Source organism: Turicimonas muris (assembly GCF_002221595.1).
GTDB lineage: Bacteria > Pseudomonadota > Gammaproteobacteria > Burkholderiales > Burkholderiaceae_F > Turicimonas > Turicimonas muris.
Genome location: NZ_NHMP01000006.1, coordinates 54,003 through 67,728, shown reverse-complemented (window position 1 = coordinate 67,728; position 13,726 = coordinate 54,003). Strand labels below are relative to the sequence as shown.

Annotated in this window: 11 protein-coding genes; 3 read left to right on the top strand and 8 right to left on the bottom strand. The window is 45.8% G+C overall.

The features are described 5' to 3' along the window. Positions 1 to 156: 156 nt before the first annotated feature. Positions 157 to 1,218 carry a 3-deoxy-7-phosphoheptulonate synthase AroG gene (aroG, locus tag ADH67_RS09730; protein WP_066593975.1) on the top strand — a complete coding sequence of 354 codons (1,062 nt, stop codon included), beginning with the start codon at positions 157 to 159 and terminating at the stop codon, positions 1,216 to 1,218. Positions 1,219 to 1,271: 53 nt separating this feature from the next. Here the strand turns inward: aroG and ADH67_RS09725 are convergent, their stop codons facing one another. From ADH67_RS09725 to rplM, 6 genes are all read right to left on the bottom strand, one after another. Continuing rightward, the gene (locus ADH67_RS09725; protein WP_066593977.1) at positions 1,272 to 1,868 is read right to left on the bottom strand and encodes a TetR/AcrR family transcriptional regulator; all 597 of its coding nucleotides are present in this window, start codon (positions 1,866 to 1,868) and stop codon (positions 1,272 to 1,274) included. After that, complete coding sequence (locus tag ADH67_RS09720) at positions 1,865 to 3,346, bottom strand: efflux transporter outer membrane subunit (RefSeq protein WP_066593978.1); 1,482 nt, start codon at positions 3,344 to 3,346, stop codon at positions 1,865 to 1,867. The genes ADH67_RS09725 and ADH67_RS09720 overlap by 4 nt, the downstream gene beginning before the upstream one ends. Next, on the bottom strand, positions 3,343 to 6,507 hold the full coding sequence (locus tag ADH67_RS09715; RefSeq protein ID WP_066593979.1) for an efflux RND transporter permease subunit: 3,165 nt from the start codon (positions 6,505 to 6,507) through the stop codon (positions 3,343 to 3,345). The genes ADH67_RS09720 and ADH67_RS09715 overlap by 4 nt, the downstream gene beginning before the upstream one ends. A gap of 15 nt (positions 6,508 to 6,522) precedes the next feature. Continuing rightward, the gene (locus ADH67_RS09710) at positions 6,523 to 7,692 is read right to left on the bottom strand and encodes an efflux RND transporter periplasmic adaptor subunit (RefSeq protein ID WP_066593980.1); all 1,170 of its coding nucleotides are present in this window, start codon (positions 7,690 to 7,692) and stop codon (positions 6,523 to 6,525) included. A 537-nt stretch (positions 7,693 to 8,229) separates the two neighbouring features. After that, the gene (rpsI, locus tag ADH67_RS09700) at positions 8,230 to 8,622 is read right to left on the bottom strand and encodes a 30S ribosomal protein S9 (protein ID WP_066593982.1); all 393 of its coding nucleotides are present in this window, start codon (positions 8,620 to 8,622) and stop codon (positions 8,230 to 8,232) included. Positions 8,623 to 8,624: 2 nt separating this feature from the next. Further along, positions 8,625 to 9,053, bottom strand: a complete 429-nt coding sequence (gene rplM / locus ADH67_RS09695; RefSeq protein ID WP_066593984.1) for a 50S ribosomal protein L13 — start codon at positions 9,051 to 9,053, stop codon at positions 8,625 to 8,627. Positions 9,054 to 9,356: 303 nt separating this feature from the next. Here rplM and ADH67_RS09690 point away from each other — a divergent pair, with 303 nt between their 5' ends. Then, the gene (locus ADH67_RS09690) at positions 9,357 to 10,163 is read left to right on the top strand and encodes an SGNH/GDSL hydrolase family protein (protein WP_066593985.1); all 807 of its coding nucleotides are present in this window, start codon (positions 9,357 to 9,359) and stop codon (positions 10,161 to 10,163) included. Positions 10,164 to 10,225: 62 nt separating this feature from the next. On the opposite strand, the gene ADH67_RS09685 is transcribed toward ADH67_RS09690, so the two are convergent. Further along, positions 10,226 to 11,410 carry a S1C family serine protease gene (locus ADH67_RS09685; RefSeq protein ID WP_158212638.1) on the bottom strand — a complete coding sequence of 395 codons (1,185 nt, stop codon included), beginning with the start codon at positions 11,408 to 11,410 and terminating at the stop codon, positions 10,226 to 10,228. Between the two features lie 175 nt (positions 11,411 to 11,585). Next, a complete protein-coding gene (locus ADH67_RS09680; protein WP_066593987.1) occupies positions 11,586 to 13,013 on the bottom strand; it encodes an FAD-dependent oxidoreductase in 1,428 nt (475 codons plus the stop codon). A 317-nt stretch (positions 13,014 to 13,330) separates the two neighbouring features. On the opposite strand from ADH67_RS09680, the gene ADH67_RS09675 reads away from it, so the two are divergent. Further along, entirely contained in the window at positions 13,331 to 13,642 is a 312-nt protein-coding gene (locus tag ADH67_RS09675) for an HPF/RaiA family ribosome-associated protein (protein WP_066593989.1), read from the top strand. Positions 13,643 to 13,726: the final 84 nt, after the last annotated feature.

Sequence of the window (13,726 nt, the reverse complement as noted above, 5' to 3'; positions counted from 1 at the left end):
ATGTTTGCAGCTTCTTTCAATTTTTATTTCTTTTATTTTCCGGCCTCGGCGGGAGAATAGACTGCAACCTCCATAAGCACAAAATTCACAACCGCCGGCAAAAAACCGGCGGTTTAATTTTTTTGGATTTCAATTTTATAAAACATGAGGCAATCAATGAGCTACGCAACCGATGACCTTCGAATCAAAGAAATTAGAGAATTAACTCCGCCTTCCCATTTAATCCGCGAGTTCCCTTGTGAACAACTTGCATCTGAAACCGTTCATCACGTACGTCTGAATGCCCACAAGATTATTTATGGAGAAGATGATCGTCTTCTTTTAATCGTCGGCCCCTGCTCCATTCACGATCCTAAGGCTGCTCTTGAATATGCAGAAAGGCTGATAGAACTCAAAAAGAAATACGCCAATGATCTCGAAATCATCATGCGTGTGTACTTCGAAAAACCTCGCACCAGCCTCGGTTGGAAAGGCTTAATCAATGATCCCGGTTTGGATCACAGTTTTAGAATTAACCAGGGACTGAGAATCGCCCGCGAACTTCTCCTCAATATCAATGAACTTGGAATTCCTGCCGGTACCGAGTATCTCGATATGATCACGCCGCAATACATCGCTGACCTCATCTCCTGGGGAGCTATCGGCGCCAGAACTACTGAAAGCCAAGTCCACCGTGAATTAGCCAGCGGCCTGTCTTGTCCTGTAGGATTCAAGAACGGGACGGACGGCAACGTAAAAATTGCCATTGATGCCGTCAAAGCCGCCGAACATGAACACGTGTTCTTATCGGTTACCAAAGGCGGTCACTCTGCTATCGTCGTCACCGGCGGAAACGAAGATGCACACGTGATTTTGCGCGGCGGCAAAGCCCCGAATTACGGTGAAGCGAGCGTGGATGAGTGCTGCAAAAAACTTGAAGAAGCCGGTATGCCGGCAGCCGTCATGATCGACGCCAGCCATTCAAACAGCGAGAAAAAATACAAAAAGCAATTGGATGTTATTGAAAACATCTGCGGACAGTTAGAAAAAGGAAGCCGTAAAATCATGGGAGTCATGATTGAATCCAATCTCGTAGAAGGTAATCAGCCCTTAGAAGGCAATCCTAACCTTACCTATGGGCAATCGATTACTGACGGATGTATTGGTTGGGAAGATACTGTCAAGGCAATTGACAAACTTGCTAAGGCAGTAAGAGCACGACGCGATTGGCTTAGATAACACCAAGGATAAGAGGCGGTAAAACCGCCTCCTCCTTATTGAAAAATCCTGTCCTATTTTTTCATAGGAGCTTCAATATCCTTCATGTAATCGACCGGGTACTTGCGTGCAAGAAAGCTGTCCGCCTTACCCAAGAGTTCCTTAAGAAGCTCTTTGTTCTCGTATGGAGAAAACAGAGAGCGGACTGCCAAACCGGCATACAGAGCGTTCAGTAGTTCTAAGCGGACTTTATGCTCTTCGTCATTCGGATCGACGTGATAGTACTCATAAAGAAGCTCTCTGAACTTCTTCTGATGCTTCCGGAAATGTTCCATGAGCTTAGTATCTCGGGTCGCTTCCGTAATTAAAGTCAGCATCAGAGCAGCTCTCTCCGGTTTTAAGAGATTGTCCAAACACTTATCTTTATCAACCGATCGTTCTTCGAACATGCTGTTTTTAAGCGTATCGAAGATCTCTTGATTCATTCTCTCCTGCACGGCCATAGCCAAATCAGCTTTGTTTTTATAAAAGTTATAAATGTGCGGAGGACTGACCTCAGCTTTCTTCGCAATATCGCTCATACTGGCCGCATGAAAGCAAATCTCTTGAGCGGCTTCCAGCAGTCGGTGCCGCTTGATTTCCATTCGGCGCGGATAACGGTGAGTTGTCATTCGACCTTCTCCGTGACGACAGTCCCATGAGTGGAAGCTAAAGTCTGAGAAACCGCGGGTTCGACAGAGGCTAACTTTATGCTTCCGCCTCCGAGTACTTTGTACAAAGTCACATTAGAAGAGAGACGGTTCTGCTCGGCCACAATGTAGTTAGTTTGAGCTGCTACCATCTGTCTTTGACTCTCTAAGACTGTCAGGAAGCCGTCCAGGCCGTTCTTATAACGGTTGTAAGACAAGTTATAGGCCCTCTGAGTGGCATCGACTAAGGCACGCAGAGCGGAACATTGACGAGTCATTGTTCCTTCAGCAGCCAAAGTATTAGCGACTTCGGCAAAGGCGCTCTGAATAGTTTTTTCATACTGAGCCACCTTAGCTTTCTGCTCGGCTTCGGCTTGTCTTAATTGAGAAATATTGGCTCCGCCGGTAAAGATTGGAAGAGTAATACCCGGAGCAAAACTCCATAAGCCTGATCCTCCGCTGAACAAATCATTCAGATGCTGAGAACCTGTGCCGACTCCGGCTGTCAAAGTAATGCGCGGGAAGAAATTAGCTCTGGCAGCGCCAATGTTGGCATTCGCGGCTTTTAAGCTGTTTTCTGCAGCACGGATATCCGGTCTGTTAAGCAGAACCTCACTGGATAAGCCTTTCGGAGCAATGGCACCGTAAGTGCTCGGGTCCTCCAACTTTTCCGGTTCAAGAGATTCGGGAACTTTGGTTCCTACAAGCAATTCAAGATTATTTCTAGCCTGAGCCAAAGATCTTTGATACTGAACAACTGCAGCGCGAGCTGTTTCGACCGTGGTTCTTGCCTGTTCTACATCAAGCAGAGAACGGGCTCCGAGGCGATAGCTGTCGGAAATGAGCTTGAAGCTGTTCTGTTGGCTCTTAAGCGTAATTTCCTGGAGGCGAAGCAGTTCTTTTTGTGCTCCGACATTAATCCAAGCATTAGCCACTTCTGCAATCAAGGAATTTTGAGTGCCGTATTGTGCTTCTTCCGTTGCCAAATAGTTCTGCAAAGCCGCTTCCGTCAGGCTTCTGACACGGCCGAACAAATCAATTTCCCAAGAAGTTGAAGCAAGGGTTGCTTGGTACGTGTGAGAAGTATAACCATGGCCTGTCGGCGCCATGGTGTCCGGAGTGTGAGAACCGGTTGGACTGAAGTCAGCGCCTGCATTCGGCATCAGACTCGCACGCTGAATGCCGTACGCAGCCCTGGCTTTCTCAACGTTGAGAATAGCAATACGCAGATCTCTATTGTTTGTCAGCGCCGTGTTAATAACCTCTCTAAGCTTTGCATTCGTAAAGAAGGTATCCCATGTAGGCAGCGGAGCAGTGCTGAAGGCTAAATCTTCATAGGCTGCCCCTTGTGGAAAAGTAGGAGCTACCGGAGATTCCGGTCTTTCGTAGACCGGTGCCATCGTGCATCCGGTCGCGATCAACACGGAAATTACTAATGGGGTTAACTTTAAAAAATTCATCTTCTATTCTCCTCTGAATGGGAGGCCTGAGTTGAGAGTTTCTGAGCAGGAGCGCTATGTTTCTTTTTCTTGTCACCAAAGATCTTAACAATAAGAACGTAGAACATCGGAACAAAGAAGATACACAGGAAAGTACCTGTAATCATACCGCCTAGCACGCCCACACCAATAGCATTCTGTGCACCGGAACCAGCGCCGGTAGCTTTAGCCAAAGGAAGAACACCCAACCCGAAGGCAAGAGAGGTCATCAAAATCGGACGAATTCTTAAACGGACGGCTTCACTAGCAGCATGCAGAATATCTTCGCCCTGCTCGTGCAATGCTTTAGCAAATTCCACAATAAGAATGGCATTTTTACTGACAAGACCGATCGTTGTTAAAAGACCGACCTTGAAGTAAATGTCATTATGCATGCCAAACGCACCGGTAAGCCCCAAAGCACCGATAACGCCGAGAGGGACAACCATAATCACGGCAACCGGAATTGACCAGCTTTCATAAAGAGCGGCCAAGCACAAGAACACGATCAGAACGGACAAAGCATAAAGAGCTCCTGTCTGAGTATCAGCCGCCTTCTCTTGATAAGAAATACCGTTCCATGCAATACCGTAACCGTATGGGAGAGTCTGGACAATTCTTTCAATTTCCTCCATAGCCTGACCGGTTGTATAACCCGGAGCCGGAGAACCTTGTATATTGACGGCACCTAAACCATTAAAACGTTCCAAGCGCGGAGAACCATATTTCCAGCTAGTACTGACAAAAGAAGCGAACGGCACCATTTCGCCCTTGTTATTTTTAACGTACCAGCGGTTAATGTCTTCAGGAAGTTGACGGAAAGGCGCATCACCTTGCACATAAACTTTCTTAATTCTGCCCTTATCGTAGAAATCATTAACATAGGAAGAACCCCATGCAGTGGACAAAGCATCATTAATAGCCTCAACGGAAACGCCGAGGGCCGCGGCTTTCTTAAAGTCAATGTCAACTTTGAGCTGAGGCATATCTTCTTGGCCGTTTGGCCGGACGTTATAGAGGACCGGACTTTGACGAGCAGCCGCCAAGAGCTGGTTCCTTGCTTCAGTCAGCTTTTCATGTCCGGCGCCGGCCAAATCCTGCAGGAATACGTCAAAACCATCAGCCATACCAAGTTCGGGTACCGCTGGGAGAGCAAAGCCGAATACCATGGCGTCTTTCCAGCTCATGAGTACTCTGTTGGCTCTCATCGCAATGTTTTGCGCCTTTTGATCAAGATTCGGTCTTTCTTTCCAATCTTTGAGCTTCACAAAGGCCATAGCGGTGTTTTGACCCGTACCGGACAAACTGAAACCTGTAACGGCCATTACGCTCTCTACGTTGTCCTTTTCAGTTTTCATGAAATATTCCTGCATTCTTTGAATCACAGGAAGCGTAGTCTCTTGGGTCGCTCCGGCTGGCAGTGTTACCTGAACCATCAGGGAGCCTTGGTCTTCATCCGGCATGAAAGCGGTCGGAACCTTGGTAAAGCCGAATACCATCACCGCAATCAAAAGACCGTAGATAACCATGAATCTAGCCCATCTCGGAGTCATGTAATCAACAGCTTTGGTTGCGCCGTCGGCACCTTTGTTGAACATTCTGTTAAACCAGCCGAAAAAGCCTCGTTTGGCTTTTTCTTTATGAACCGGTTTAAGAATGGTTGCGCACAATGCCGGAGTCAAAGTTAAAGCAACTAAGACGGATAAGCCCATAGCTGCCACAATAGTGACGGAGAACTGACGATAAATCACGCCTGTTGAACCCCCGAAGAACGCCATCGGAATAAAAACGGCGGAAAGTACCATAGCGATACCGACCAAAGCGCCGGTAATCTGTCCCATAGACTTCTCGGTTGCATCATGCGGCGAAAGTTTTTCTTCGTGCATCACGCGTTCTACGTTTTCAACCACCACAATCGCATCGTCAACGAGCAAGCCGATAGCTAAAACCATGGCGAACATGGTCAGCATGTTGATGGAATAACCGAGAACACCGAGAACGCCGAATGTACCCAAAACCACAACCGGCACTGCAATTGTCGGAATCAAAGTGGCGCGTAAGTTCTGGAGGAAGAGATACATCACCAGTACCACCAAAACAATAGCTTCCATCAATGTCTGAACTACGCCCTGAATGGAAATCTTAACGAATGGCGTTGTATCGAAAGGAATGACGTACTCATAGTCTTCCGGGAAGTACTGTGAGAGTTCATCCATCTTCTTGTTGACTAAATCTGAAGTCAGCAAGGCGTTGGAACCGGAAGCAAGTTTAATAGCCATGGCCGCGGCGGGTTTGCCGTTATAGAAACCCGTAGCCATATAGTTTTCCGGTCCCTTCTCTATTCTTGCTACGTCCTTTAGGTATACCTGAGCACCGGAATCAGTGGTCTTTAGGAAAATTCCTTCGAAATCCTGAATAGTTTCAAGCAAAGAGCTGGAAGTAATCGTCGCATTGAGCTCGGTACCTTTAACAGCAGGCAAACCGCCGACTTGACCGGAAGAAACCTGAACGTTCTGTGCCTGAATAGCAGCCTTAACTTCGGCTGGAGTCAATCCATACTGGTGAAGTTTTTCAGGATTCAGCCAAATACGCATCGCAAAAGCAGAACCGAAGATCTGAACTTCTCCGACGCCCTCAACACGGCTAAGAGGTTCCTGAACATTAGAAACCAGGTAGTCACCGAGTTCTGCCTCATTGATTTTGCCGGATTTAGAAGTCAGAGCAACCACTTTCAAAAAGCTGGCAGTTGTCTTCATAACCGTCACGCCGAGTCTTTGAACAACCTCAGGGAGAGAAGATTGAGCTTGGGATAAACGGTTTTGAACCTGAACTTGAGCCATATCCGGATCTGTGCCGGCTTCAAATGTCAGAGTAATGGAGATGCGTCCGCTGGATTCACTGGTCGAACTCATGTAAAGATAACCGTCTAAGCCGGTCATCTTCTGTTCAATAATCTGAACAACGGTATCTTCAATTGTCTTAGCAGACGCACCCGGATAAGTGGCAGAGATATTAACCTGCGGAGGAGCAATCTGCGGATACTGAGAAATTGGAAGATTAAGAATGGACAAGGCGCCTGCAAGCATGATCACAATAGCGATCACCCAAGCAAAAATAGGCCTATTAATAAAAAACTTTGCCATCAGAACCCTCTGCTTTTACTTTGAAGAAGCGGTTTTTTGAGAGAGCGGAGGAACAACATCAACCGGTACCCCCGGACGGATTCTTTGGAATCCTTCGATAATGACTTTGTCGCCCGGTTTTAATCCGCTCTCGACAACCCAATTAGAACCTGCAGTCTCAGTTGTATCAATAACCTTTTGTGCAACGACGCCGTTCTCAACAACTAAAACGTAAGGCGCACCATCTGTTCTGCGCAGGACAGCTCTCTGAGGAACCAGAATTGCATTTTCGCGTACACCCTGTGGCAGCTCTGCTCTTACAAACATTCCGGGAAGAAGCAATCCGTCCGGGTTCGGAAATTCTGCTCTTAATGTCAATGTTCCCGTTCCTTGATCCACGGAAACTTCAGACAATGTCAAAGAGCCCGGGAGACTGTACTTAGTACCGTCTTCGAGAATGAGCTGAATAGGAATTTCGCCCTTAGTAGCCTTAATTTTTCCTTCGGCCAGTTCCTTCTTAAGTTTTAATAAGTCTCCGCTGGCCTGATTAACGTCAACATAGATTGGGTCCAATGTCTGAACAACTACCATGTTATTGGCCTGATAGCCGGAAAGCAAAGCTCCCGGAGTCACTAAAGAACGGCCGGCCTTTCCGTCAATCGGAGAACGAATTGTTGTGTGATCTAGGTTAATTTGAGCTGTTTTCAGCTGAGCTTTAGCTGCCTGAACGGCGGCTTGAGCTTGTCTTACTGCAGCTTGCGCATCATCGTTTTGCTGTTTACTAACAGCTTCTGTCTTAACGAGCTGAGCATAACGCTTAGCAGTCAGCTGACTTTGATATAAGACAGATTCTGCTCTGGCAAGCTCAGCCTTAGCACTTGCAACTTGTGCCTCATAAACCGTCGGATCGATTTGGTAAAGCGGTTGTCCTTCTTTGACCTCTGCACCTTCATCAAAGAGGCGTTTCTGAAGAATTCCGCCGACCTGGGGTCTTACCTCTGCCACCATATAAGGTGCGGTACGGCCCTGCAAGGTTGTGATCATAACCTGTGAGGTCGGTTCAATATCAATCACAGAAACTTGCGGCTTGCGTGTCTGTCCTTCGGAAGCCGGTCCTGGAGCTTTGTCAGAACATGCACTCAAAGAAATCAGTGCCAAAATTGCAATAAGAGCCTTTGTTTTTGTTAACTGCTTAAGAAAAAGCATTTCGCCCTCAGTCTAACTATCAAGAATAGGTGTGAGTTTACAATTTTCTGAATGAACATTCATTCAGAAACAGAACGCTTATTTTAAGTATTTCTACCTAGCTAATTACATATCTTGCGTTGACATGCGACTAAACGGGAACTTTCCCGATAATAGTACTAACTAGATGATAATTAACGAATAAAAGACATGTTACCCCACCGTAAAAGTGGAGAATTTGTTTTTAAACTAAATAATTTTTGAAACACTTTTTACACCTTTCCTCTCTTCACCTCTTACGCTCTGAGCTTTGAGAATCCGAGAAGAAAGAGTGAAACGGATAAAAAGGAAAGAGCCTCTACTAAAGGCATAAAGAAAGTAGGTTTTGTGATTTTTATACGAGGACACTAACCTGTTAAATGCTTGGAACAAGCTCAGAAAAAGAAAAAGCGAGAATAACCGCCCAAAGCAAAAGGGAGCCAATGCTCCCTTTTGCTTTGGTTCGCAACAAGTGCAGACCATATTTGAATCGTAACTGTAAGTTCCGATGCGTTGAAATTAACGCTTGGAGAACTGTTTACGACGACGTGCTTTACGCAAACCGACTTTCTTACGTTCGACTTCGCGGGCGTCACGTGTGACGAGACCTGCCTGAGACAAGACAGACTTCAATGCTTCATCATAATCGATGAGAGCGCGTGTGATGCCGTGGCGGATAGCGCCGGCCTGGCCGGATTCACCGCCGCCGTGAACGTTGACTTTAATGTCGAATGTTTCAACATTGTTGGTCAAAACTAACGGCTGACGAATGACCATACGGCCTGTTTCGCGAGGAATATATTCATCAAGCGGACGGCCGTTGATCATGATAAGGCCAGTACCACGCTTCATAAAAACGCGGGCTACGGAGCTTTTACGGCGTCCTGTACCATAGTTGTAAATACCAATCATCTTTAGATCTCGAGCTGTTTAGGTTGCTGGGCGGAATGTGGATGTTCGTTGCCTTCATAAACGAAGAGCTTCTTGAACATTGCATATCCGAGTGGTCCTTTTGGAAGCATGCCTTTAACAGCGATTTCCAAAGCACGGCCTGGATGCTTTTCTTGCATCTTACGGAAAGTTGTTTCGTAGATGCCGCCTGGGTATCCAGAGTGACGGAAATATTTCTTATCTTCAGGTTTGTTGCCTGTCATTACCAACTTGTCAGCATTGATAACGACGATGTAGTCGCCTGTATCAACGTGCGGGGTATAAATGGGCTTGTTTTTGCCACGGAGTCTGAGAGCGATTTCGGCGGCAAGGCGACCTACAACCATATTAGTTGCATCCACAACATACCATTCACGCTTCACTTCAAGCGGCTTAGCCGAGAAGGTTTTCATTACGTTTCACCTATAAGCAGGATGACTATTCATCCATATTAATTCATTACAATCAACGAGTTAATCTCATTGATCACTTTAAGTACAACGGAACGAGCGATGACGAAAGGACAACGCTCCAACAGAGAGACCGCAGATTATATCTTAAAAATCAAGAGGTTTTCAACTTCTTGATTTGCAAAAATTAATTTCTCTCAACGGATCCTTTGCTGTTTCTGCAAAGCCCGCTTTCGCATACCGCCTGGAGAAAACCGGAAAAAAGCGCCACAATCCTTAACTTGAATGATCAGCTTGGAGAATGTGATGAGAAAAATTATATGGACTGTAGCTTCAGCCTTTATCTTATCTGGAGCAGCAAATGCCCTTGAAACCGACGTAGCTCCGAAAGTAACGGATATTCAAAACCACCAACCCTCTACTGCCTTATACGTTGGAAACTCCTACAGCTTCTACAATTGCGGCGTGCATGGTTACGTCCGAGGTTTTGCAAAAGAAAGCAAGACTCCTTGGAAAGCCCGTCTGCAAACAATTTCTTCTGGGAAACTCTCTTTCCATAACCTTCAGGAGTACCTGACACCTCATGAAGGAGATCCCTACGTAAAAGAAAGTAAAGACGGCAAAACACCTCCGATGTTTGATGTTGTCCTGCTTCAGGCCCTTTCTACCGAACCAATCAATCCGAAACTTGCACCGAACTTTAAGAAATACTTGAAGCAGCACATCGAAACCATCCGCGAACACGGATCCACACCGATTGTAGTAATGACGTGGGCACGTCAGGATAAACCGGAACAAACGCGTCATTTAGCTAATGCCACTATTGAAGCAGCCAATGCGAGCGACGCCATCGTATTGCCGGTCGGTCTTGCCTTCGCGGAAAGTTTGAAGAAAAGACCTGACTTAATTCTTCATCAAAAAGATAAAAGCCACCCGACCGCTGCTGGTTCATACCTCTACGGCGCCATGATTTACGGATTGCTCTTTAAGAAGTCTCCGGAAGGTTTCAAATTCTTAGGCGAATGCGAAAAGCCTCTTAAACCCGCAGATGCAAAATACCTCCAGCAAGTTGCTTGGAATGTTCTCAAAGAATTCTACGGTTGGAAAGATTAACCTCCCGTCCTCAAAACCGAAGGCACCGATTTTGCGGTGCCGTTTTCATATATTGCAGAAAATTACTGATTCAGTTCGGACGGAGAAAGTCCGTAGCGTTTGAAAGTTTCAATCAAGAAATTCTGAACGACAGCAGAGGAAACCGCAAAATTAATATTTTGCGAGCGCGCCTCAGCCCATACCATTGTATTGACGCCTAATACCTTTCCTGTCTTCAAAGAAATTAATGGACCGCCGCTGTTTCCTGGACTAATCGATGCATCCGTTTGTACCACTTTAATACCGTCAAGATTTCGCAGTCCGCTGACTATGCCCCGAGAAATCGTCCATTCAAATCCTTGCGGAGCACCCACGGTAAAGACTTCTCCTCCAATGGTCGGCTGCACATCAAAGTCGAGGAAGGATTTAGATTGATAAGGAACTTGAATCAAGGCCAAATCATTCTGAGAATCGAGAGATACCACGTTCCCCGTAAACACCTTCCCGTTTCTAAGTTTGACTTGAACTCTGGAACTGTTTCCAACCACGTGGTAGTTGGAAACTACCAGTGTCGGATGAATAAAGAAGCCTGAACCGAAGCCTCTTCCTGAGCGGATAACGACCGTAGCATTTAAATAATTCTGAAAATTAACGCCTTTTTCTGCCTTAGGCTGATCTGACGAAGCTGCTTCTGCACTCGGCTGAGCAACCGATGTGACTTGTGGAGAGAAGTAGTCGGCAATCACTTGGTTTTGACGAATCCGTCCTTCTCCTTCTTTCAGCATCTTTGTCGTTGAGTTTTGGATGGCCGCTAAAACTTCTTTTCCATCCTGCTCTTGGGACAGAAAACCGGAGAAGATGCCGGAAGACGAGCCTACTTCTCCTTCATCATTTACTTTTATGGTTGTGAGATATTGCCTATCCTTATTTAAGAATTCCAAGTCCATGCCGGAAGTCATTCTTGCTTTTTTAGCCTGACCTTCTCTCACGGTGAAACCTGCCTGATAGAGAACAAATCCTTGGCATTCCGGACACTGACTGTAGCTGTCAATCAATTTAGCTTTCTTAAAAACCGTATCTAGCGAGGCTGTCACCGCGTAACCGATGTTCTCCAGATCGATATCAATCTTGCCGCCGTTGTAGTTAACGCTTTGCGGAGGGTTAATAGGATTAGGCATCACGCCGATTACAGCATTAAAGGCCGGTTTGTCAGATGCCGGGGCATAAAAATTCTTATCCATCGCGCCATGCCAAGCACATCCTGTCATGGCGAGCACAGAGAACAAAAGAAAAAAACGAAAGAACATCTTCATGAAGATAGGAAAAAGTTTTTAGCAAGCTCAAGAATGCTAACACCGCCTCCGGAAGCTTTCCTTAAGAGGCGGTGTGCAGATAAATTCTTTTTACTTTAAAAACAATTTATAACCAATTGATTTTCAGTGGTTATGCGAAAACTTTCTCCACCTCCGGTCTGAGCTTTTCAGTAACTGCAGCACTCATTTGGCCGATTCTCAGACGTCTGAAAAGAACGTCATCCGCACAGGAGGCAAATTCATGCTCTAAGCAATATTGAGCATATTCGACTACTTGAGCTGTAACATCTTTTCCGTCTGCCAGTCCTTTATCCAGAGCTTCCGGATCGAAGTGATGGTTTCTGGCGATTGACATAAACATTGTGGAGCACGGTTTTTTATAGACAAGCCCGGCGTCAATGGCTGCCGTCATAGCTTTCTCTGCTCTTTGGCGGTAGTTCTTCCAGCCGCCTCCTACAACCGTCACCATATTTTCGAACTCGGTCAGGATCAGACTGTTGCTTCCTTCCTGTCCTCGGCCGAAATCCTTCTTCGGAGTCACAACGGTATGGGAAAAAGAAGCCGTGACATTGTTCCTGTCAATGGAAAATTCTAAAAAAGGCTTAATTTTTTCTATAAGACGAGTAACGGCGGCTCCGCTGTCCTCGCCTTCTTTCTCTTCAACAATTCCGACCTCTGCCATCCGGTTCCATGGGACACAGAAAAGACGCTGCTCGCCTTTAGCCTTTGGAGTGAGCATGCCGTACTCGCCTTCAAAATGTCTGGCTGCCATGACCATGCAGGTAAATTTCTTCACTTCAGTTAATGGAGAAGCCTCGGCATAAGCCATTTGACGAACACCATCAGCACCTTCGCCGGCAGCATTAAAAATCATTTTGCACTTTGCTTGGAAAGACTGGCCGGTAAGCTGGTCTTCCAATGAAATAGATTGAATTCTTCCACCCGCATCTCTTTCAAGCTCTTTTGCAGAAACATAATTCAGACAAACTGCACCCTGTTTCGCTGCTGTCTTGATCAAAGCAATATTCAATCTTGCGTCATCAAATTGAACAACCTTGAATTGAACGCCTCCGACTAGTCCTTTTGCTTTGACATCCGGCAATTTTCTGATGACTTCTTCAGGTCTCAGATAAAGAGGACGCCCCATTCCGTACCCGCCATAACCTGCGGCTAGGCCGGCAAGCAAAGTGAAATAATAAAAAGCCAGTGTAGAACCTTTATAGCAGGGGATAACGAAATTCTTTTCTTTAACCAGATGCGGAGCATTCGCCAAAAGATACTTTCTTTCTTCCAAATCTTCTCTGAGCTGTTTCCACTCCTTGAGTCCTTTTAAGCAGGACGGTCCGGCCATGATGAGTTTTATGGAAGAGCCGGAACTTCCGGAAGCGAAATCTCCCGAATTCACCAGCAACGTCTTAAATCCTCGTGATACAGAATCCAAAGCAATTGCAGAACCGGTTGAACCGCCGCCGATAATCACGACATCCCACACCGTTTCTTGGTTTAGCTGCTCTAAATTACGGTTTCTAATCAAACCCGATTTAAATACTTTTTCCATTCCCACTCCGGACAAAATTTGGAAATTATTGAGTTCTCAAAACGACTCTCTATTTTAGGAGGAAATTCAGAATCAAGTAGTGAAGAAGAATGCGGAATCTTGATTTTTTCTGCGGAGTAAAAAATTCAAGAAAAAACAAGTTGAGAATTCTTCTTAGAAGATAGTTCTGCTGCGGCTGGCAGTTCTCGATTTGGCTTGTAAGTGAACATACACAGAGATCTATTTTCCTGCTTAACTGCAAAAATCGCAAGGCCTAACAATTTTTCGTAATTTGTGAAACAATAGAGTCACATACAACAACAAAAAAAGGAGCATGTATGAAACTTCCGGTACAAATCAGTTTTCATGGTATCGACCGCTCGGAAGCTCTCGAAGCATTAATTTCTAAAGAAGTGGAAGGACTTCACAAATTTGATGCCGACCTCATCAGCTGCCGCGTTGCAGTAGAAAGCGAAGGCAAACATCAAAACCAAGGCCGTGAGTGCAGCGTTCGCGTTTGCCTCAACGCCCCGGGACATGAATTCATTATGAACACAAAGAATGAAGACGCACACGCCGCTGTTCGTCAAGCATTCGATTCTTTGACCCGCCAAGTTAAAGATAATGCTGCTAAGAGAAGAGGCAACTAATTAGCCGCTTCTTACGACCGCCGAAAGGCGGTTTTTTTACGCCTTATGCCAACGAAAGAATAACCTCTTGATTTTCATTTCCTT